Source organism: Delftia acidovorans SPH-1 (assembly GCF_000018665.1).
GTDB classification, from domain to species: Bacteria; Pseudomonadota; Gammaproteobacteria; order Burkholderiales; family Burkholderiaceae_C; genus Comamonas; species Comamonas acidovorans.
The window spans coordinates 1,822,826-1,843,751 of the sequence record NC_010002.1 but is presented as its reverse complement, the minus strand read 5'-3'; the positions used below and the strand labels follow the sequence as shown (position 1 = coordinate 1,843,751).

The following is a 20,926-nucleotide window of genomic DNA, read 5'->3' as shown; positions in this document are numbered from 1 at the left end:
TTGGGCATAAAAAAACCCGCCGAAGCGGGTAATAAAATTGTTGAATTTTCAGAATCCAGGAGATCCACCAACAACCATTCTTATATTATCTATATATCCCTTTATTCCCTCTTTTGGCACGTTCCCCTCATTAGAGTAGGTTCCTGCTCCAAATCCTAGTCCCGCATTATTTGCAGTTCTTTGGACGGGGAGATTGCTGGTTACTTCATAAAGCAATACTCCATTAGTTCTCACTCGGAATTTATCGCTTCTTCTTGATATTAAAACCTCAACCCATTCATTCATATTCATACTACCTATAGGTACAAAATATGATATATCTGGCGCACCAGAAGTTTGAGAGCTCCTCAATGCGAATAACAGTTGTCCAGTGGATAAATAAGACAATGATATGTTTGGCCAAGAATAATTCAAACCTCCTCCATGGGATATGATGTACCCAGTGGAGCCGCCATCTTGGAAACCCTGTACAAAAACATCGCAGGATATTGAGAAATCCTTGTCATAAGGATTTATAAGTGCATTAGGATCAGTGCAAGGAACTCTTATAGCTCCAGATCCTCCGGAGAAGAAAGCACTCGCATCTCCTGTGGTCTTCTCATCTGTAGAAATAGCAACATCACCAACAGCTACAGGAACGTTTATCCCTGTGGAATCAGAGAAGCCGGTGCTGGTATCAAGATGCATTCTTAGCACCTCAGTGCCAGCCATTTGCTGTTTGAGCAAAATACCTTGATGACCGATGATCCCGCTCATGACCGCCCCTTGCTCAGAGTCGCCTGCCATGTCACTCCGTTGTCGAATGTGGTGATCGCTAGCAAATCTACAGCGCCGCTTGCCGTGGATATTGCGGGGGCGGCACCCTCCCATCGGAACGATGATGGCCAAGCGAGTGTGCGGGCCGTTGAGTCCTGTGTGAAGCGCAGCATCAGGCTTGCGCCGTGGCCGCTGCCGGGCAGCCCGCTGAACGACAAGCTGGTCACGTTTGCGTTTAGCGCGAGTGTGAAATAGTCCCCAAGCGAGCAGTCAACGACGACGGTCCCGGAAGAAATCGACAGTGCCGTGACTGTGCTTCGATCCGAGCCTCCACCGCCGCCCGAGATCTCTTCCCACGCAGCTCCGTCCCATTGCTGGAGGCTCCCCGACATGTGGACCACCACGCCCGCGACTGGCGCATATGCGTACCAAGTGCCACCCCGGAAGATCGCGAGATCGCCCGCGCCGAAGGTTGACCACATCGCCCCCGTGGCGCCGGCCGGGATGATGTAGATCGCGCCATCGACGCCAACGGGCTGCGCGGCTGTGGTCTTGCTGATGACACGGCCCGCGAGGATCTCGGAGCGTAGCGCGTTGTCGTTTGCCGGCAGCGAGGCCTGGTTTGTCCCGGGCTCCCAGACCGCGAATGGAAGTATTGGTGTGCTCATATCAAGTCGTAGTAAGCAGTCCAGTCAAATCCCCCCGCGACAAAGCGCGTGGGCGTGATGAGCGATGCAGTGGGCGGCTGCACCTGATTTGGGTTGTCCAGCGGTATCGAGAAACTGCCGATCACGGAATCCGTGAGCGTGTTGACGGCGAAGCTCACGCGGCCGCCAACACCCAGCACATCGCCCGTAATTGCCAGCCGTCCAGGCGTCGATGTCACTTCCAGCTCAAATGCCTCTTTCGCACCAGTGCCAGCGTCGTGCTTGTAGAGACGCACCGGCAGGTCGTGAAGGCAGATCACCCAGAGTTTTCCGCCGTGGACCACAAGATCAGCCGGGTAGCCGGCAGTGGGGAACGTGGCCACAAGCGCTCCAGTGGACCCGTCGAGCTTGTATATGCAGTTGTCTGCACGGCTCGCGCCGTACAGATATGACCCATCAGTGACCAGGCTGTTGATGCGTATCCCGGACACAGTGGCCTGCACCGCAAGCGTAGAGGGATTGAGCTTTTTGACAGCCGGCTCATAAGGCACCGACACCCACAGGCTACCGCCGCAGAGAGCCAGGCCCTGGGCATCTCCAGTGAACCCGACTTGAGCCTGGGCTGTCTCGTTGAGATCAGCATCCCATTTGCGCACAAGGCCATCGCTTCCGCCGTATAGGCTCGCGCCGTCATTGATAACCGTGAACAGGAACGGGCCCGCATACGCTGCCCTGATCACTTCCAGAGTGTCTGCACGCAGCTTGAACAACTGCCAGGATGCGCCAGAGTTTTGGGCGGCGAACAGATCTCCGCCCATGAGCTGCCCATAGGCTCCTGCACGCGCAGATCCGTACATCGCAATGCCGCGCTGGAACGTTCCATCGCCCACGGGCGTCTCACCACCAGGATCCTCCTCAGGCGGTCCATCGCCCTCACCGCTCGTACCATCTGTGCTGACCCAGCGCCACGGGCCTGCGCCTGTGATCGCATTAAGGGCAGCCACATGCACCCGGATTGGCCATGTCATTCCGCCGAGTTGTAGGGTATGCGTCTGAGCCGTCACATCGGCTGTCATTGACAGCCCACCAGCATCGGTCGCGTACACCCTAAATCCCCTGAAATACTGGCTCGCCACAGGCAGTATGTCTGTCCCGAGTCGATGACGCGGCGCCCAACTGGCAACGATGCTGCCGCCCACCGGGCCACCAGTCGCGGCGATGCGCAGCGATGCAACAGGCCACTCACGTTGCGCACGGCCTGCATACGTCATGGATTGAGGTGTAGCTGTCTCCACGGCTCCGCCAAAACTTGGAGCTCTATGCGTCAAGACGCGGCTCAGCCATGCCGATTGCGCAGATATGCGGCTCACGTCATCAAGCAGCACCAGCATCGCGCCAGCCGCGTGCGCCCCTGGCACGGTATTGAGCTGCCCCCGATGCAATGTGCTCAGTCGGTAGCGCAAGCCACTGACATGCTCTGCATCGCGGTACTGTGCGACCTCCCAAGACCCGTCTGCCAGTTGCAGCGCCACGGCGCCTGCACGCTGCAGGAACTGGGCCGCAGTCACGCTGTCCAGGCTGTCGCCGTCGCGGATCAGGTCCACGTCGATCACGTTTGTGCTGTCTGTGTACCAGGGGGACGCACTGGGCAGTTCGGCGCGCAGCCGGCCCATCGTTGCAGGGAAGCTGATGCCCAGAGCATCGACATAGGATGCTCCGCCATCCAGGCTGCGTTGCACCTGGGCGCCGCGCCATGCAGAGCGGTCGCCAGTGACTGCGGCGTAGTAGTAGAGGGCGTCATCGTCATCTCGCAGCAGTGGCACGTCCAGCACGGCCAGCACGGTGTCGCCTACAACGCTTGAAGGGGGCTTTGTGGGCTCCGGCAGCGGCACGTATCCAACAGTTGATGCATAAGCGCTGCGGCGGTCCACATGCCCAGTAATCTGCATCACCCCAGCCGACATTTCGATCCCGTCGATGCGCACGCGCCGCGCCGTGTCGCGCGGCTTGAGCACAACGCAATCGCCTGGCACAAGGCGCAGCCAAGAATCCGGCAGCGAGAATTTGACCTCGCCCTCTGCCTCGGACCAGGACACTTTGTGCAGCATGGCCGCTTTCTGTGCGGCAAGCTCCGAGGTCATCACCACAGCAACCTGCATCGCCGATTCTCCAGTGACGCGCACATCAGGAGAGACCCGCTCACTCGTTGCTTGCGCTGTCTGGTAATTGACGGCAGCACTTTGAAACGTCAGGTGCAGCTTCCTCGGATACTCAATTTGCGCTTGCCGCTCACTATCGTCAGGCTCTTCAACCATGTCAGCCATGGTTATTTCAGCGACAGATGCTTTACCTCGCTTGTGATACCAGATCTTTCCGCCATATTCTGGGCAGTCGAAGAAATACGGCGCCCGCAGGCTATTGATAGCGTCTGCTCCACTATAGCCAGCACTGGCCATAACAAATCCGTCCACCATATCAACAAGCTCGGACGTGTCGTAATTCTCCGGCCCAACGTTGCAGCGCTCACTGATGGAAGTCACTATCTCATGCAATGGCACTGGAGAAATTTTCACCGTTGTCCCGCCAGCCTCGACAGCCTCTTCAGTCAGCACATTTGCGCCCCATGACCATTCCGGCGGGTACTGAGGGATATCCATGTGCATCGTGAATAATTTCTCGTCTTCATCAAGAAATAACCCATAAAGCGGGTCGCCTGACAGAACTACATCAGCAGAATTTGCAGGTGTATATATCTTTGTTGAATCAATTGCCTGCCATGTTAAATGGAATTGCCCTCCAGAAGGAGGAGTACACCTCATTCCAACAACGCAAATATCGGATCTGTTTTGATGTCGAAATTGAATGCAATGGTACAGCCTATTATCTGCAGAAGCATCTCCTGAAAAATTGTAGACCTCTAGGCCGTTTATCTCTATATAGAAAGTCGCATTAACAGCCGGCTGCCCAAATGTTGGCTCAACATACCACCCGATAAAGTACGTGTTATTTACAGAGGTATCCATAGAACTACCGGGTAGTCTTGCCGAAGCAAGATCGCCTCCCCCAGTAGTGCCCTGAACAACATATCTGCCTTCGGATGGGATCGGGTCCCCGGGATTTCCCAATCGGTTTGCCTCAGCACGACCAACAACGAACTCGTATTGAGGAATAGACCCGCGACGGTCTGTCACATCGTCGTCAATGAAAACAATGTATGAGCTTCCGCGATACGCGGGCACTTCGCCTGCGCCGTGAATAGCTTCGAGGTCTGGGTCGGGCAGTTGCTGCTCATCACCCTTGTAAATTCGGCAGCCGGCCAGGAATTTATCGTTGTCGTCCTGGAACTCGGGGTCACGGGCGTCATAGACGATCTTGCCGTCTTTCTTGGCCATGATGATCCCAGCGATGGGCTCGGCAATGCGGATCGCATATGTGCGCAGCAGGGCCTCGGTCTCAACAGATGGGCCGCCCTTGCCTTGTCGCTCTTTGCGCGTGATCTTGCGCGTGCGGCCAGCGTCGATGACGTTGCCAGTTACCAGCGCGGTGCCGAAGACAACGGCACGAGGAGCGCCCTCTTGGGTTGTTTGCGCCCCCGTTTCCTCGATGCTTGGACCACGTATTGTTTGCGGCACCAACGAGCCCAACAGTGATCCACCGAGCCAGCCCCACTGGGCGCCAGCTGGGCCGCCGATGGCAAAGCCCAGGGCGGCGCCGCCAACAGAAAGAGCGAGTCGAGCCATTACAGAGGTCTCCGGTACACAGCAACGATCCTCGCGCGCCAGTCCTCGCTCAGCCGGTGCTCTACGACACGGCCATGCATGGAGTCGGCGTGGATCATGGTCAATTCGTCCGCATACGGAGCCTTGGCGATCAAGGCGACGTGGTGCGGGTCTTTGTCAAAGCGCATGACGACGACATCGCCAGGCAGTGGTCCGTCATCAACGGGGTCTCCCAGGGCCGCGCGCAGCCCTTCCATGAGACCGTTCTTGAAAGGCTCACGGCCATATGCACGCACGTCGGGCACATCGATGCCGCAGTCGCGGTATGCGAGCACGCCCAGGCCGGCGCAATCCAGGCCTGCTGCCGTGCGGCCGCGATGTCGGAATGGCACGCCCAGGTACTTGCGCGCTGCGTCGATCAGATCGCTCATACGCTGGCCCCTGGGGCGTTGATCTGGCCCGTGTCGCCGACGGGGATGTACGGCTCTCCACGGTAGTGCAGCACCCAGTTGGCGCCGAACCAGTGCTTGCAGCCGTTCGGGCCATCCTTCCACTTCGTGCAGTCGGGGCGGACACGAAATTCATCGCCCGCTTGGACAGGGAACATGGCCCCGAAGGTGAGCGACAGCACCCCGGCCTTGTGCTCCTCGACCTCGTAGACGCGGCCCGCGTTTGCCCCCGTGACCCATCGCAACATGCCGGGCTTGAAATAGCCATCCGGCTCAGACAGCGCAGTGCTGAAGCTGACTGTGTTTTCCTCCCCTGGTGCAACGACGTGTGATCCCACAAAGAGACCATCAACCTCACGCCCGCAGTAGAAGAGCTGAGTCACTGTGGCGCCAGGGGTGCCTAGCGGCTGGCTGCCGAAGATCGCACGGCAGCGCAGCGAGTCTTTCTCAACCACGGTCTGCTTGAGACGCTTTGTCAGCCCCAGCATCTCGAAGGTGAACGACATGCCTTGCGACACGCGCACTTGGCCCAGCTCGCCGCGCGCCAGCTCGACAAACTGCGTCGTGTCCTCGAAGTTCACAAGGTAGCTGGTCCAGCGGGCGTAGTCGTAGGCGCCTGCCACCAGGTCGCGCTCCGATACTGGCACGTCGAACTCCGGCACAAGGCTTGTGCCCTCTGCGTTGTCCACTGCCATGTCCGAGCTGCTCACGCGCGCGCTGGAGTCAACACCCACGGCCGCGCGGTACAGCAGCGCACCCGTGCCGGCGTCAAACAACACGTCACGGTCCAGCGTGGTCACGCCCACCGGGTCAAACCCAGGCGCCACAGGGTCGATACGCACCAGCAGGCAGACAGTGGTGGCGTCGCCGTCCAGGTGCTGCTGCAAGGCAATTGGAATCACACGGGGCATGTCATGGCTCCGGAGGTGGCGGCGGCACTTCGATGAGCGTCACCGATCCATTGATGAACTTGTCCCCGCGACCGTTCGCGTTGTCCAAGGAAAAGGGTAGATAGTCCTGGTCGAACCTCACCCACACGTCAAACTCCCCGGACCAGGCCAGCGCAACGCCGACGGCTGGAGGCGCCGCGAACGTCACGGTGCCGCGCAGCATGTCGATCACCGGATCTGCTGGATCGTCACCAGCAAGCACAGAGGCACTCTTGATCGCGAAGCAGTTCCGCGTGTAGCTGACGCCATCGATGGTCGATACCTTGGCCAGTTGGAAAACGGTTGCGACACCATCCCCCACGGCAAAAACATCGTCATGTGCCGCATGGTCCAGCTCGTCTCGGAATCGGAATGCGTGCAACCTCCCCTGGCAGGTGAGGTGCATCTGTTTGATGCGCCGGTATGCATCCCTCTTGATGTTGAGGAATGGCGCCTCGAACCTATGCCGGGCCTGTGCCCAAAGCGCGTTGCGCCTTTCTCGGCCGCTGGCCAGGTCCACGATCTGTGTGGAGAACTCTGGGCCGCCCTGCCAGCCGAAGCCGGGACAAGGCCCCAGGTATGCGTCGAGATGTGCCATGTGTCAGCCCAGCCGTGCAACGGCAGTATTGGTGCTTCGGCGGGTCTGGTCCGCAATCTGGCTTTGCGTCCTGCGGTCAATACCACCGGGCACCGTGAAGTTGTTGACCTGGTTGAAGCCGCCACTACCGCCGAAGGCTTGGCTGTTGGGCACGATGCGACCACCACGGCCGCCCGTCATCAGGTACGTGCGTCCGCCCTGTTCCAGCAACTCGCTGCCGTTCTCGTTGACCTCGTACATCTTCCCGGGGGAGACGCGCCCGCCCACTGCGCGGCCGCCGCCGAAAAGGCTGCCGAAGAGATCGCCGAAAAAGCCAGTGCTGCCGCCCGAACCAAGCAGCCCTTTGCCTCCAAATAGAGAGGTCCAGGCCGACTGCGCAACCAGGCGTGTGATCTGCGAACTGACGCTGTTGAGCAGATCCGTGGCCGCATCCTTTGCCGACTTGGCGCCAGTGATCCAATCCGCGAATGCGTTGCTGCCAGCATCCGAAAACATCGTGTCGAACCGCTGCGCCACGAGGTTGGATTCGGCATTCAGCCGCTCCAGTGCTGCGCGGGCTTGCTCGGCTTGCAGGACGAGCTTCGGGTTGTCGCTCGCCCGCGCAATGGCTTCCAGCGCCAGTACCTGGGCCTCCATCTGCTTCACCGCAGCGCGGCGCGCCTCAGTCGCCTGCTGCAAGCCGGCAAGCTCGCCAATGGCGCCCAGGTTGCGGGCCAGGTTGATGCGATCCTCCTGCATCTGCAGGCGCGTAAGGATGTCTGAGTTCTCCGTCTGCTTCTGATTGAAATCTGCCTGTGCAGTTGTCAGGTCTCGCAGGCGGGAAAGCTGTTGCAGGCCAGTTGTGTCACCCTCGGCCTGCAACCGCTCCCGAAGGTCCTTGTTCGAGTCATCGAAGCGGATGCGCGCCGCCTGGCCGCTCAGGCCAAGCATCTCCAAGATCGATGCGTTCACGCCATTCAGCGAGCGCTGGAGGCCGTCATACGCCTTCGCCTCCTGAGAAGCCAGCACAACAGCCTCGGTCGCTGCATCGCGCTGCAGCCGCCCTTTACGCTCGATCAGATCGTTGATCTTGCCCTGGGCTGCCTCACGCTCCGTAGCCTTGGCCGCCGCAGCTTTGTACGCCTGCAGCTTGGCAATTTCCTGGTCAAGCAACGCCGTCTGGTTGCGCAACGCCTCTTCAGCAGCTGCGCGACGGCCGGCGTAGTAATCACGGAACGCGATCATGTTTTCGCCGTTCACCAGGTCGAGCATCTTGTTGCGATCACGCAGCAGCTCGTCCTCGCGCTTGTAGGCGTTTTCCAGGATCTTCAACTCGTTGTCCAGTTGCTTCTTGAGCAACTCGGCGGCGCCGCTCCCCTTCATGGGCGGCGTGTAGGTGAGCGTCTTCTTGGGCGCAGATGCGCCACCAGACGCGCCAGCGGCAGCCTGGGCTGCGATGCGCTCCCGGACGCGGTCGGCGAGAGACGGAGCGTTCCAGGACTTGAGCATGTCCTGGCCAGACTGGCGGGCCGCGTCGATGATGTCGCCGATGGCGCCGAACTCACCGCGCTTAGCCGCTGCAGCAATTGCGGCAGTGGCGCCGATGGTCTTGCCGACGTACTCAAAGCCGAATCCAACGGCCTTTGTCATGTCCACAATCTGCGCCAGGAACACCGCAGCGTCGTTCGCAAACTCGCGAATGCTGGTGTTGTTCTTCAGGTCTGTCGCACCATTGCTCAGGCCCAAAGTTTCCCGAGCGGCATCCTTGAATGCACCGATCAGCGCCGACACGGCGGGCAGGCTTTCAGCCACGACAACCTGCACCATGGCCGACAGCTCGCTCTTCTGGCGCGCAATCTCCTTCGTGAACTCGTCTGCACGCGAGATCTGCTCATCGGTCAGGCGGATCGCATTGCTCTGAGCCTCGGCCTGGTCATTCAGGAACGGGATCAGGTTGGCGCCAGACTCGCCAAACAGCGCGACGGCCACAGCGGTCTTTTGCGCGCCGTTCTCGTACTCGGCCAGCGACTTGGCCACCTTGTCGATTTGCTCGACGGGAGACAGCTGCTTGAACTCTTTCACCTGGATGCCGATGGCTTTCAGGCCCGATTCAATCTTCTTCGCCTCGTCGCCACCCTTGGCAAGGCCTGCGGTCAACTTGACCGACGAGGCCGCTACCGTGTCAAGGGCCACCCCGCTCAGATCTGCAGCCAGCTGCAGCGACGTGACGCGGGAAGCTGTGTCGCCGATCTTGTCGGCTAGGTCTTGGTACGCCGCAATGTTGTTGGCCTGCCGGTTCAGCACCACCAACGCCCCGGCGCCTGCGGCGCCAAGGGCGGTCAATGCGGCGGCTGCCACCTCGGCCGACTTGCGAATGCCGGTGCCGATGGCGTAGCCGAAGTCGTATGCCTGCTTTTTCGCCTTATCCATGCCGGTCGTGAACTGGACCGCATCCAGGCCCAGAAACACCGTCAGATTGCCAAGTCCACCTCCAGACATATCACCCTCTCTTTCGTCCTTGCCCGAGCTTTCGCACGCCCGCGCCAGCCAGATCCGCCATGGACTCAGCCGCCTCGCCCAACTGGGTGCGCTGCTCGGCACGCGGGTCGAATAGATCCACGTCCTGCAGCGTGTGCCTGTTGCCGTTGACCTGCGCCAGCATCGATGTCAGCTGCGCCAGCATCAGCTCCAACCTGCGCGGCCACAGCGGCTTTCCCCTGGACCGCCACAGGTTGAATTCGTACTCGCTCATCTGCCCGACAACAGCGAGCGGTACGCCGAGCGCTTCGGCCAGGTCGAGCTGCGCCTCTACGCGCCGGGGGAGCCGTTTCCCGGTTCACCGCCCTCGGGCACGGCGGTGCCCTGGGCCTTCGCCAGGATCCCACTGAGGTCGGCCCAGGGCAGCGTTGCGATGGACTTCACGTCCTCCTCGCTCGCCGGGTCAAACAGCAGCACGCCGTCTTCGTCGCACAGCACCTGCGCCACGCCATGGGCCAGGCGCATCTTTTCGCCCTCGGGAGGCTTCGCGCCATCCACGTCGGCGCAGGTCAGAACGCGCAGCCAGAGGCGCCCCCAGGCAGGGGTGTCCACCGGGACCGGCTTCGGGTTCGCGCTGGCCAGGATGCGGGCGCGCATCTGCTCGGCCGTGGTCATGGTCTTTTTCTCGCTCATGCAGCCTCCAGCACGAAGATTTCGCCAGTGAGGCGGATGGTCGAGGAGCCAGTCCACAGGCCGCCATTGCTGCCCTGGAAGCTGGATTGCTGGACATAGCCGATCATCACGATGGTGCCGCCATCCTTGGGCAGCTTGATGCGGATGGCCACCTCTTCGCCCGATTTCTTTGCGGCGCGGAAGCTGGCTTGCACGCCAGTGTTGGGCGCGAAGTTGTAGTCCAGCGTCAGCGTGCCGCTGTCGCCAAGGCCAACCTCGAATTCCTTGGCGGTCGAGCAGATGCTGGTGGCCTCGATTTCGTCGGCCTGGCCATCCTGCTGGTTCGCTCCGGTCAACTCGCAGAAGTTGGTATAGGTCAGCGGCGATGCTGTGCCGCCGTTGGCATAGGCGGAATAGCCGGACGCATCGATGTTCGCGGCCTCGAAGTCTCCCGCCTCCGGGTTGTCCACCACGGCCAGTTGCCCGTTGATTTCGGTCATGCCGACCACGGCAGCGATGCGGGCAACATCGCCCAGCACGAAGCCGTGCGCAGCGGCGGCGATCACTGCGGGGTTTTCCTGCGTGATGCCGGTGATGGTCTTCGCGGCGCCAACGCCCGTCGAAACCTGCAGGGTCGTGCCCTGGAACTTGAAACGCTTTCCAGCAGACATAGCCGCCTCCTTGGGAATAAAAAAGCCGCCTCAGAGGGCGGCGGTTGGTTGGTGATGGGAAATGGCCTAGTTGGATTGGTAGACCATGAAATCGAGCTGCGCCCGGTTGGTGTCGGTCTCAGCGTCGTAGGTGTCGCTCTGACCGGCCCAGGAAAACGTCGGGCCGAGGGCGCTCATTGCCGCAAGGATCTGCGCTCGCAGCTCCTGGAATTTCACCTCGCCGGCCTTGCGCGAATTGGCCAGGTCAATCTGCACCCGGTAGTCGGCTGCATCGTCGCCGCCGTCTCCGCATATCGTTTCGGCCATGCTCGCGGAGACAAAGACGAAGCGCACTGCGGGCCACTCGGGCAGCTTGCCACCAGACTGCAGGAAAGTCCGCTGGTAACACCGGCCCGCAACGATGGGGCCGAGAGCCGCTGTGATCTGCTGGGAAACAGATAGCTGTGTCATTTGCCGCCCTTTTCTGCCTTAGCTACTCGACGCTTCAAGGTTTTAACGATGACGTCCAGCGCCGGCCCCTTGCCCTCATCGAACGCTGGTCGCATGAACGGATTGGGATCCTGCTTAACCGTGCCGAACTCCTGCAGCTGTCCGACACGGTTGGCATAGCCATCTTTTCGCTTGCCACGCACAGCCACAACATGCTCCGACGTTAGCCGGCGCTTCGACTTCGGCACCTGCTTGACAACGATCTGCTTGGGCAAGTTGCCGCGCGGCACCTTCTGGCCCTCGACCTCGTAGTCGGCCGGCGCAATCGGCGCCTTCTGCTTGGCCAGGTTGCGGATGACGCGAGCGCCAGCCCCGGTTGCCGAGACTGAGGTCTTGCGTGTCATGTCATCGCCCAACGCCTCCATACGCTTTGCCAACGCACTCAGGCCTTCAACTTTCTTCCAGGTCTCAGCCATCGCTCAGGCCCTCGTTGCAGTAGATCTCAAGCTCGCGGTGCCTGCTCTTCAGGTCCACAGGCGGCCTGGTGATCGGGTGAGGCACGCCGCCGATAACCAGCCGGTCCAGGGCGGTCAGGCCTTCGGCGCCGGGCGCCCAGCGAGTCACAACCCGCTTATCGAGGTCAGCCAGGCGCTGGCCCGCACGCATCTGTTCGCGGCCCGTGGTCGGCGTCACCTCGGCCCAGAACTCGGCCACGACAGCCCAGGTCTCGACAACGCCGCCAGCACCGTCAGCGGTTTGCGTGGGGCGCTCGGCCACCACGCGCGTTCGGTATCGTCCAGAGGCCATTTCAGATCCCCCAATCGACCCGCGACGGGCGCAGGAAGTAGATGGCCCCCATGGGCAGGTCTGCCACGCTGATACCCCGCGCTACCGTCTCTCGGTTCTCGTCCAAGTGCCCCAGGATGAGCAAGATCCCGTTGCGCACATGGGGCTCGATCACCATGCCGCGCGCAACGCGCCTCTGCTCTGCCACGGCATCGGCATAGATGGCGTGAGCCTGCTTGGTGAGCATCTCTCGCGCAACGCAGTCGGCGACTTGGCGCGCGGCCTCAAGGGCGTCGTCCCGGGCTTCGGCAGCCGTTTGCAGAGAGGCAACCATGCTCTGCCTGGCAACGTCCAGCTCGGCCTGAGTTGCGAACACTCGCCGGTTCAGGTATCGCTGCGCAAGGGACTCGGCGCCTTCGAGATAGGGCAGCACCTGCTCTGCAGGGTAGTCAGGCTCTACGCGCAAGTGATGGCGGGCCTCTTCAATGCTGATGATGGTCATGCCAACGCATCCTCCAAAGTGGCGCGAGGGAATAGGCTCAGCGCCGTTTCACGCGTGGCGTTCACCACTTCAACGCCCGAGAGACGCGGCAGGATCCTGAGAAACTGTGCCGGCCATTCAGCCACGCTGTGCGCGTCGCCCAATCCCTTGGGATGGCTGCCATGCCAATGCGTCGCGCCGCCTGTGTGCTGGCAGTCGTACCCCAGCAGCACCACACGGCGCGCGCGCCAGTAGGCCGCCTGCGCCAGCACTGCTGCCCCACTGTTGGTTTTTGCTCCGTCCAGCCACGCAAGCTCCTGGCGCACACCTGGCACCTGCTGTGGCGACACAAGAAGTCCGCCGAACATTTGCCGTGCACGCGCCAGGTGCATACGCCACCAGTCGAGGTCCAGGGCATAGAGCACATCTGCCCACGGGCATCGCTGGTATGTCGTGTTGGTCACGAAGACTGCGCGGCCTTGCTTCCGGCCCCGCCACTGCCGCGCTTGCTTGCAGTCGGCTTCGGTGAGGCTGGGGCCGCTGGCGATGCAGATGACTTCTGACCAGCGGCCGCAGTAGGGTTTTCCTCGCTCGGCTCATCGGCAAGTACGAGGACAAGGCCCTTCTTCTTCAATGCCTCGGCTTGAGGCTCGGGAACACGGAAGCGGTCGCCCCGCCGGTAGCTTCCGTTATGGGTGAAACCCATCAACGCTTCAACTTCTTTCATGAGTTCCTCCAGTTCAAATAAACAGGCGGGGCCATGAAAGCCCCGCCTAGTTATCGCCCTGTGATCAGGACGATGCGGGCGGCTGGGGCGCCACGCCGGTGAATGCGCCCTTGACGAACGAGGCAGGACGGAACACGGTCAGCGCAATGCGCTCTTCGCACAGCACCGTCGCCATGTTCTTGACGAAGTTGTCGCGGTCCTCGAACGAGATCGACACGCTCACGTCCTCGCGGTCCCAGCCCTGGGCGGCCAAGCCGCCGCCGAATGCGCCCACCAGGAACTCGGCTGGGTCCATGGCCTGCGTCGGCACCACGTTGCGACCCCACAGCGACGGCAGCTCCTGGGTGCGGGGGTTGGTGAACAGATAGGCGTTGTCGGCGGTCTTGGTCAGCTCAATGGCCGCCCAGTCCAGCGGGCTGATGACGATGCCATCGGCCCAGTAGTCGGCCAGCTCGACCTGCAGCAGTGCGAGACGCAGACGGTCAATGCGCGTTTCCGCCTGCACCACGACACCAGGGTTCACGTAGGGCGTCGCCTGTGTGTAGATGCCGTCCATGTTCAGGCCGACGCCAGAGCCCTTGAGCAGCTGCAGCTCTTCCTTGAGCTTCAGGCCATAGCGCAGCCGGCCATCGATGTACGACTGCAGCATGGGCACATCGCTCAGCACCTGCTTGGATGCCGGCACCCAGTGCGCGATGGTGACAACGGGCACCTGGGCCGCCTCGAACGTGATGTTCGACTCCGGCTTTCCGCCGCTCGGGTTTTCGCCCACCGGGCCGGCGTTGTTGGTGAACACCAGTTCGCGTGCGAAGTCCACCGCATTCGAGCCGGTGCGACCCCAGTTCAGAAGATCGCGGATGGTCAGTCGGCGCAGGCCCGGGGCCACGATGCCGGGCACGCGGTCCGGGACGATCAGATCGCCGGCCGAGCCGCTGCCACTGGTGATGGCCGCCTGCACAGGCATGCGGAAGCTACCACGGGGGTTGGCAGCGAAGGCCTTGAAGTCCTCCGAGTCGGTGACCTGCATGCCCATGGTCTGGGGTTGCTGCTGGCCACCACCGCCGCCGTTTGCGAGCTTCGCCAGCAGTTGCTCGGCCGTGGCCAGATTCGCGCGCAGCGTGCCCTGCTCGGTGAGCAGTTCATCGACCTTGGCACGGGTCTCCCGGCTGAGCTGGGCGTGTGCCTTGATCTCCTTGTCGGCCTTCTCGGCCTGGGCCTTGATCTGTTCGCCCACTTCGCGCAGGCTGGTGTTGATCTGTTCAATGTCTTTTTCGATCGGCATGGCGATTCCTTAGAAGAGATTTTTCAGGGATGCGGCGAGTGCCGCGGTTTGGCTGAGGTCGGCCACAGGGCCGCGCTCGGTGGGATCGCCCTCACCGCTGCCGGACGGATCACCCGCACCGGACTTGAGTTCGCTGATGAGGCGCATGGCCTCGGTCTTTGGCAAGCCGCTCGACCGCAGAGCGGCCTCGACGCGTCTGGCGGCACTGGCATGCGCTTTCGCATCGCCCTTGGCCACCTGGTCAGAAGGCAAAAGCTCATCTGCAAAGCCCTGCTCGACAGCTGAGCTGCCGCCTAGCCAGGACTCCGCATCCATCAGCTTGGCCATGGCTTTCTGTTCCGCGCCAGTTCGCGCCGCATAGATGTCGGCCATCGCGGAATCAAAGGGCTCCAGCCAGTCCGCGATTTCTCGGAAGTCGTTGCGATTGCCGGCTGCGATCACCCACGCGTTGTGGATCATCAGAAAGCCGGCACGGGCGATCTGCACCGTGTCGCCCGACATCGCGATCACGCTGGCCGCCGAGGCAGCCAGGCCGAGCACCTTGACGGTCACTTGGCCCTTGTGTTCGCGCAGCAGGTTGTAGATGGCCAGGCCCTCGAACATGTCGCCGCCGGGGCTGTTGATGTTGACGGTCACGTCACCAGGGCCAAGGCTGCGCAGGGCGCCTGCAATGCGCCTGGCAGTCACCCCGTCCCCGGTCCAGTAGTCGTAGCCGATCACGTCATAGACGCTGATGCTGCGGTCCTCTTCGGACTCTTCCAGGGCTGCGCGCAGGCCTGGATTCCATCGCTCAAATGCACGCGGCAGGATTTCACTGCGCACGCTAGCGCTCGGGCGGCCCATGGGGGCGCCCGGCAGGGCTTTGATACTCATGATTTAGCCTTTCTGCGGCTGCTCGTCGAACCCAAGGAAAGCGCGCAGCGCCGCTCGGGCCTGTTGTGAATCCGTGGACTGCCCGATGGCGTCCAGGGTCGTCATGGCGGACTGCACTGTGAGAACCGCCGCGTTGCCCCCCATGGGCTCACGATCCTCCAGCTGCCGCACCTCATCACGGGTCAGGACACCGTTGTTCACCATGGCTGCATAGAAGGCCGCGCGCGCCGCGCTGTCTGCGCGCAGAAGCCCTTCAACGGCGAACTTCGGATAGAACCTGAGACGCTCTGCAGGCGTCAGCAAGTCCTTGCTGATGGACTGCTCCAGCCGCTTCAGCCACGGCCCCAAGGTGAAGGTCAGAAAGCCGATCATTTGCTGCTCAATGCCCGTGCCCCAACTGGTGGACTTCTCGCTGTGGCCCACCATGAAAGGCGGCACCCGGAACCAGCGGCAGATTTCTTCAACGCTGAAAGAGCGCGACTCCAGCAGCTGCGCATCCTTCGGGTTGAGGCCGACTGCCGCCACGTCGATTCCACCCTCAAGCACAGGCCGCTCACCGCGCTCCACGGAGTCCTGTATGTTCTCCTTGAATTCCTTGCGCTGCGCTGGCGACATCCAGTCCTTCAGCTTGTAATACAAGGTCTGCAGCAACCCGTCCTTGAATGTTTTCGCAGCCGTCTGGTCAGCAGCCAAGGCTTGGCCAAAGACCTCGGCGCCGTAGCGAATGGCGGAAACCCCGTTCACACCATCGATGGAAAAGCCGGGGATGTACCAAACGCGATCCCTCGGGATCACCCGCTGCCGCCCGTTTTCATCGGTGTATCTGTACTCCTTCAGGCCGTTGGCGTTGCGGGACCAGGTGAGCCGACTGGGCGCGAGAAACTGCAGACCCACAATTCGCGGTCCGATCATGAGCTTTTCACACCGCGCACCATCACGCAGCAGCATTGCAGCGACCACGGCTTCCCAGAACACAGATGCCGTGCTGTCCGCATTCGGTTGGTCGTGAATGATCGCGTGAAGCCAGTGGCCAGATGCCGTGCGCTTGCCGGTGGGCGTGCGCTCGTACATCGATAAGGGCAGCGTGGCGATGGTTTCCGAGATCAACCGGACACAAGCCCAGACGGCCGACAGCTTCAGGACGTTCTGAGAGGTGACGCTGACGCCACTCCCTGTGCTTGACGCGAAGATCGCGGCCATCCCTTCTGCATCTCCAATCGACACGGGAACCCCGAGCCAATCGCGTATTGCCGACCGGATTGGCCCGATGCGGCGCTGCTTTGGTTTCTTCATCGACCCACCTTGATCGTGTTGCCCAGGAAACCGCCGAGGCCGTTCTGAACTTCGTTTGTGATGCTTGCGCCCGTCGCCATGAGCAGCGAACACATGTCGTCAATCTTTTCCATGGACCGGCGCTTGTCCGGCGCGGCATTGAGGTTCTGGTCCCTGCGCGCAACCAGGTTCGAGGCGTTCCAGTTCAGCACCTGATCGTTCCCGTGCGCCAGCTGGCCGCTCAGGTAAGCCCGCTCCAGCTCCTGCATGGCGGGGTGATAGCTCTTCGGCCCCTGAATGAACTGCACCATTGGCACCCCGCCGCCCTTGAGCCGCTGCACCGTCTGGGCCGCGTTCCACCCGTCGTATGCGCAAGCCACCAAGTTGAACTCCTCCTTCACCTGCAGGATCTGCTTCTCGATTGGCGCGTAGTCGATGACTTCTTCACCTGACTCGATGAGCAGCCCTGCATCAACCCAATGCCGATAAGGGACATGGCCCCGCTGCGTGCGCGCCCGCACTGCAGCCGGCGGCACCCAGCGCCAGCCATAGGTAAGGATCCAACCGTCCAGGCGCCACACCAGCCGGAACGAGCACAAGTCGGTCGTACTGGACAAGTCCAGGCCGCCCCAACACGGCAGCGCGCGCAGGGCTTCCAGATCAACCAGGCCCTTGCAGGCCCGCCACTTCGTCAGGTTGACCCACCCCCCAGCGACGGAACTAGCCCGGTTCAGGCGCTTGATCTTGAATTCGCCGTGCGTCCCAGGCTTTTCCTTGGCCTCAATCGCCGCCTTGCGAATCTCAGCCAACAGGAACGGGTTAACCGCCAGCAGCGGGTTTGCCTTATGCCACGCCTCCTCATCGAAATCGTCGTCGGCCTCGGTGCCAAGGTCCTCGTCCTTCTCATCCACCGCGTAGTAGATGGCCAGGTAGTGATCGGCCTCCACGATGCCGCGCAGCACCTTCTTCGCAAACTCCCTCTCCTCGCTCCATGGCCCGGGGTTGTCGTAGCCCTCTGTCGTCAGATACAGCCACAGCGGATTGCCGCGCCCGCCAGCTGCGGACTTCAGCACGTTCATCAGGTCATGGTCCTTGTGAGCGTGCAGCTCATCGAGGACTGTGCAGGAAGGGTTCAATCCGTCCTGCGTGCTCGCCTTGGCGTGCAGGGCCTTGAACGTGCCCCCGTTGCTGTAGCTGGCAATCGCCTTCGCGAAGGCCTGCAGGTTGAAGGCTGAGCGCAGGTTGGCTTTCGCCTCAACCATCCGCTTGGCCACCTTGAAAACAATCGATGCCTGATCGAAGGTCGTGGCGGCCGTGATGACCTGAGGCCCCACCTCATCCTCGCAGCACTGGCAGTAGAGAGCGATGATCGCGGCCAGGGTGCTCTTGGCATTCTTCCGCGCAATCGCAAAAAGCGCCGTCGTGAACCGGCGCGTGCCGTCAGGCTTGCGGAAGCCGAACAGCTGCACCAGAAAGAAGACGTGCGACTCATGCAGGACGATGTTCGGCGTGTCCCATTTGCCCTCAACGTGCGGCAGCTTTTCCGCGAAATCGCACACGTCATTCGCGTGCCACTCATCGAAATAGAACGGCGCGCCTCGCTTCTTGCCCCGCTTCAAATCGCTGAGGAATCGCTGGGCAGCCAGACGGATCCAGATCCCGAAGCGCTTGCGGTTCTTCTTGTCTATCGCCTTGCGCGCATACGCTTCGGCAATCGCTACAAAGTCACGCGGCCCTTGGCTTTCGGCCGGGGCGCTGGCCGTTGTTCTTGAACTCATTTTCTGCAGGCCCCTCCCCCACGGGCTTGACCTTGCCCTGGGCCACTGGCGTCAGGCCAAAGTCGTTCATGAGGTTGCGCAGCTGCGACACCATCGAGGCATTTGGGGCTTCGCCCGCTGCATAAAGCTGTACGACCTTCCCGTGCAACGCGCACAATTGCCCCAGCGCAGAAATGCCGCCATCCGTCAGCAACTTGTTTGCGACAAGGATGGGGGCCAACCGCTTCCACTCCTTCACCGCGTGAGCGTTGGGAAGCCAGTCAGGCGGATCGGGCGCCTCGCCCAACGTGGGCAAATTCAGCGCGTCGGCGGGCGCATCGCGGTCCTTGCGGTCCGTGCCCGCGATCACCTTGAGGGAGGCGGGCTTTTTTCCGGGTCCTGGCATAAAAGCACCTCCCTAAAAAACGAAATTTCTATCTTGACCGTGCGAAAAAAGCGGTCAGGCCGCTCGGGTTCCCGTCGATCCGTCTGGACTTTTTCCCCACCCCTGCCTGTTGCGTATTTACAACATTCCGTTGTTTTTTAACAACATGCACTAAAAAGGTGCAAAGCCCGGTTTTGTTTCTAAAAAACAACAGATAGCAACCACTAACAAACCATCAATTGCGAATCAATCTCGTTTGATAGATTGCTCGCCATTGACTCGGTAGACCCACAGCAGCTCCTGCAGTGAGAACAGCACCGACACGGCCCTTTCGAGGGAGAGGCGCCTGCAGTCCTTGGGAGCCTGCTTGTCCCTTGAGACGAGCCAGCGGTAGCGCGCGTATGCCAGCTGAGCCTCGGCGTACTGCTGAAGCCAGCCAGGCAGTCCGCGCTTAACGCACAGATTGCGCTGGCGCTCGACCTGGCGCAGGAGGACGGAGTAGTTCATCGACTACCTCGCACCAAAGCATGTGAGCGTTGCAATGTCGAACGTGCGCGAACCTATCTGGCCCTGCCCCGCCTCCCACCAGCACGTCACCTGATCGCCATCGACCTGCATCACGATCATCTCGGGACCACCAGACACCAGCTGCACCCTGTTGCCGGGCCACACCTTGGCCAGCATCGGTGCGCGCGGCAGCTTCACCAGCTGCCCTGCGTCGAACGCGTCTGACTCCATCTCCTGCTCCTCAGTGGCGGGCCTCGGTGCCCTGGTGCGACGTGGTGGCGGTCGGCGCGGCGTGGGAGCCGGGCTGGTACGGCGAGGACGGCATTGCGTCCAGCTGGGACTGCAGCAGCTTGCGCTTGATGTGCGTGCTCATCGGCAGGACCACCGCAGGGTTCGGGATGGCGCTGGGGCTGATGGTGCGGTTGATCTCGGTCACCGCAGAGAACACATGGCCGCATTCGTAGTTCCGGCACTGAAAGATCGTCTCGCGGCTGGTGCTGGTCAGCTGCAGGCTGGTGCGGGTGTAGGCATGCTCTTGGCAATGCGGGCACATCATTCGCATGGTCGTCGTCCTCAGTCTTCAATGGGGAAGCCGTCGAGCCCGATGGTCCGCCGTCTCCCGCTCTTCGTGGCCCGGCCTGCAGCTGCTGCAAACCAGTCGCCCACAATCCCCAGAGCCGCGCGCTTGGCGGGCTCTGGGCGCCTTGCATCCGCGTGGATGCGTGAAATGCATGTGGCCTCGCTCGTCTCCATCACGACGACACGGGCTGGCTCCAGCTTCGTCTCCCACCATGCGCGGTCATCGCCTATGGCTGTTGTGATGAACCAGGCGGGCGGGTGGCCTGGCCTGGACAGCGCGCCGAGCCTGCGGTTGCGCAGGCGGGCGGCGGCAGCAAGGTGGTTCGGTGGCACCTGGTAGATCGGCAGGCCCGACACCTCGCACATCAGCAGGTCAAGGTCGATGAGCCGGTCGCCGGGCTGCATGTGCTGCTGGGCATACGTGGTCTTGCCAGAGCCCGGCGGCCCGATGACCATGGTCAGGTGGCATGCCGCTGGCTTCAGCCAGGTCGGGTAGAACGAGGGCTGCAGCATGCTCAGCTCCCGCTCTGTCTTCTCCTTGTGGCAGGGGATGCACAGTCCCTGCAGATTGCTCCAGTCGTCTGAGCCGCCCTTGTGCAGCGGCACGATGTGGTCCAGCTGATCCCATTCGCGTACGAAGCCCCTGGCCTGGCACGCCACGCACAGCGGCTGGAATCGCCGGTACTGCTCGCGGCGCTGCTGCAGTGCCCGTCCGCGCAACCGCTTCTTTGCTGTGCTGCTCTCACTCCATCCCATAAGGGAGCCTCCATAGGACTACAGGGCTTGGTCTGGCCCTGCTGAAGGCTGCCTGCGCTGTCCAGCACCACAGCTCACGGTTAAGAGGACCCGCACGCCTCCAGGGAGCGCGCGGCCCCGGCTGGCTCGGGGGATGGCCAACAAATGGAGGGCGGTAGGATGCGGTCCATCCCACCAACGAGAGAGGACACCGT

The 20,926-nt window shown here is 61.7% G+C and carries 25 protein-coding genes; all 25 read right to left on the bottom strand.

Features of this window, described 5'->3' with window-relative positions:
• Positions 1-48: 48 nt before the first annotated feature.
• Entirely contained in the window at positions 49-756 is a 708-nt protein-coding gene (locus tag DACI_RS30990) for a hypothetical protein (protein WP_012203577.1), read from the bottom strand.
• Complete coding sequence (locus tag DACI_RS08295; RefSeq protein WP_012203576.1) at positions 753-1,424, bottom strand: DUF2793 domain-containing protein; 672 nt, start codon at positions 1,422-1,424, stop codon at positions 753-755. The genes DACI_RS30990 and DACI_RS08295 overlap by 4 nt, the downstream gene beginning before the upstream one ends.
• Positions 1,421-5,143, bottom strand: a complete 3,723-nt coding sequence (locus tag DACI_RS08290; protein ID WP_225971058.1) for a phage tail protein — start codon at positions 5,141-5,143, stop codon at positions 1,421-1,423. The genes DACI_RS08295 and DACI_RS08290 overlap by 4 nt, the downstream gene beginning before the upstream one ends.
• Positions 5,143-5,553: a C40 family peptidase gene (locus tag DACI_RS30690; protein WP_012203574.1), complete on the bottom strand. Its 411-nt coding sequence runs from the start codon at positions 5,551-5,553 to the stop codon at positions 5,143-5,145. The genes DACI_RS08290 and DACI_RS30690 overlap by 1 nt, the downstream gene beginning before the upstream one ends.
• Positions 5,550-6,482 (bottom strand): DUF2163 domain-containing protein, encoded by a 933-nt coding sequence (locus DACI_RS08275; protein ID WP_012203573.1) that lies wholly within the window; start codon positions 6,480-6,482, stop codon positions 5,550-5,552. The genes DACI_RS30690 and DACI_RS08275 overlap by 4 nt, the downstream gene beginning before the upstream one ends.
• Position 6,483: 1 nt before the next feature.
• Positions 6,484-7,098 carry a DUF2460 domain-containing protein gene (locus DACI_RS30685; RefSeq protein ID WP_012203572.1) on the bottom strand — a complete coding sequence of 205 codons (615 nt, stop codon included), beginning with the start codon at positions 7,096-7,098 and terminating at the stop codon, positions 6,484-6,486.
• A 3-nt stretch (positions 7,099-7,101) separates the two neighbouring features.
• Positions 7,102-9,576 carry a hypothetical protein gene (locus tag DACI_RS08265; RefSeq protein ID WP_012203571.1) on the bottom strand — a complete coding sequence of 825 codons (2,475 nt, stop codon included), beginning with the start codon at positions 9,574-9,576 and terminating at the stop codon, positions 7,102-7,104.
• Between the two features lies 1 nt (position 9,577).
• Positions 9,578-9,829, bottom strand: a complete 252-nt coding sequence (locus DACI_RS08260) for a phage tail assembly protein T (protein WP_012203570.1) — start codon at positions 9,827-9,829, stop codon at positions 9,578-9,580.
• A gap of 56 nt (positions 9,830-9,885) precedes the next feature.
• Positions 9,886-10,248 (bottom strand): hypothetical protein, encoded by a 363-nt coding sequence (locus tag DACI_RS08255; RefSeq protein WP_012203569.1) that lies wholly within the window; start codon positions 10,246-10,248, stop codon positions 9,886-9,888.
• Positions 10,245-10,898 carry a phage tail tube protein gene (locus tag DACI_RS08250; protein ID WP_012203568.1) on the bottom strand — a complete coding sequence of 218 codons (654 nt, stop codon included), beginning with the start codon at positions 10,896-10,898 and terminating at the stop codon, positions 10,245-10,247. The genes DACI_RS08255 and DACI_RS08250 overlap by 4 nt, the downstream gene beginning before the upstream one ends.
• A 66-nt stretch (positions 10,899-10,964) precedes the next feature.
• Complete coding sequence (locus DACI_RS08245; RefSeq protein ID WP_012203567.1) at positions 10,965-11,348, bottom strand: DUF3168 domain-containing protein; 384 nt, start codon at positions 11,346-11,348, stop codon at positions 10,965-10,967.
• Positions 11,345-11,803 carry an HK97-gp10 family putative phage morphogenesis protein gene (locus DACI_RS08240; protein ID WP_012203566.1) on the bottom strand — a complete coding sequence of 153 codons (459 nt, stop codon included), beginning with the start codon at positions 11,801-11,803 and terminating at the stop codon, positions 11,345-11,347. Before DACI_RS08240 ends, DACI_RS08245 begins: the two co-directional genes overlap by 4 nt.
• Positions 11,796-12,134 (bottom strand): phage head closure protein, encoded by a 339-nt coding sequence (locus DACI_RS30680; protein ID WP_080518175.1) that lies wholly within the window; start codon positions 12,132-12,134, stop codon positions 11,796-11,798. Before DACI_RS30680 ends, DACI_RS08240 begins: the two co-directional genes overlap by 8 nt.
• Position 12,135: 1 nt before the next feature.
• Positions 12,136-12,615: a head-tail connector protein gene (locus DACI_RS08230; protein ID WP_012203564.1), complete on the bottom strand. Its 480-nt coding sequence runs from the start codon at positions 12,613-12,615 to the stop codon at positions 12,136-12,138.
• Positions 12,612-13,058: a hypothetical protein gene (locus DACI_RS32345; RefSeq protein WP_192812312.1), complete on the bottom strand. Its 447-nt coding sequence runs from the start codon at positions 13,056-13,058 to the stop codon at positions 12,612-12,614. The genes DACI_RS08230 and DACI_RS32345 overlap by 4 nt, the downstream gene beginning before the upstream one ends.
• Positions 13,055-13,321, bottom strand: coding sequence for a hypothetical protein (locus tag DACI_RS31885; protein WP_157059635.1), 267 nt, complete (start codon positions 13,319-13,321; stop codon positions 13,055-13,057). The genes DACI_RS32345 and DACI_RS31885 overlap by 4 nt, the downstream gene beginning before the upstream one ends.
• 64 nt (positions 13,322-13,385) lie before the next feature.
• Positions 13,386-14,603, bottom strand: coding sequence for a phage major capsid protein (locus tag DACI_RS08220; RefSeq protein ID WP_012203563.1), 1,218 nt, complete (start codon positions 14,601-14,603; stop codon positions 13,386-13,388).
• A gap of 9 nt (positions 14,604-14,612) precedes the next feature.
• Positions 14,613-15,476, bottom strand: coding sequence for a head maturation protease, ClpP-related (locus DACI_RS08215; protein WP_012203562.1), 864 nt, complete (start codon positions 15,474-15,476; stop codon positions 14,613-14,615).
• A 3-nt stretch (positions 15,477-15,479) separates the two neighbouring features.
• A complete protein-coding gene (locus DACI_RS08210; protein ID WP_225971057.1) occupies positions 15,480-16,676 on the bottom strand; it encodes a phage portal protein in 1,197 nt (398 codons plus the stop codon).
• An 89-nt stretch (positions 16,677-16,765) separates the two neighbouring features.
• Positions 16,766-18,526 (bottom strand): terminase large subunit, encoded by a 1,761-nt coding sequence (locus DACI_RS08205; RefSeq protein WP_012203560.1) that lies wholly within the window; start codon positions 18,524-18,526, stop codon positions 16,766-16,768.
• Positions 18,474-18,911 carry a hypothetical protein gene (locus DACI_RS08200; protein ID WP_012203559.1) on the bottom strand — a complete coding sequence of 146 codons (438 nt, stop codon included), beginning with the start codon at positions 18,909-18,911 and terminating at the stop codon, positions 18,474-18,476. Before DACI_RS08200 ends, DACI_RS08205 begins: the two co-directional genes overlap by 53 nt.
• Positions 18,912-19,136: 225 nt before the next feature.
• Positions 19,137-19,397 carry a hypothetical protein gene (locus DACI_RS08195; RefSeq protein WP_012203558.1) on the bottom strand — a complete coding sequence of 87 codons (261 nt, stop codon included), beginning with the start codon at positions 19,395-19,397 and terminating at the stop codon, positions 19,137-19,139.
• A 3-nt stretch (positions 19,398-19,400) separates the two neighbouring features.
• Positions 19,401-19,628, bottom strand: coding sequence for a DUF2158 domain-containing protein (locus DACI_RS08190; protein ID WP_043780933.1), 228 nt, complete (start codon positions 19,626-19,628; stop codon positions 19,401-19,403).
• Positions 19,629-19,638: 10 nt separating this feature from the next.
• Positions 19,639-19,959, bottom strand: a complete 321-nt coding sequence (locus tag DACI_RS08185) for an ogr/Delta-like zinc finger family protein (RefSeq protein WP_012203557.1) — start codon at positions 19,957-19,959, stop codon at positions 19,639-19,641.
• A gap of 11 nt (positions 19,960-19,970) precedes the next feature.
• Complete coding sequence (locus tag DACI_RS30675; RefSeq protein WP_012203556.1) at positions 19,971-20,732, bottom strand: HNH endonuclease; 762 nt, start codon at positions 20,730-20,732, stop codon at positions 19,971-19,973.
• Positions 20,733-20,926 lie beyond the last annotated feature (194 nt).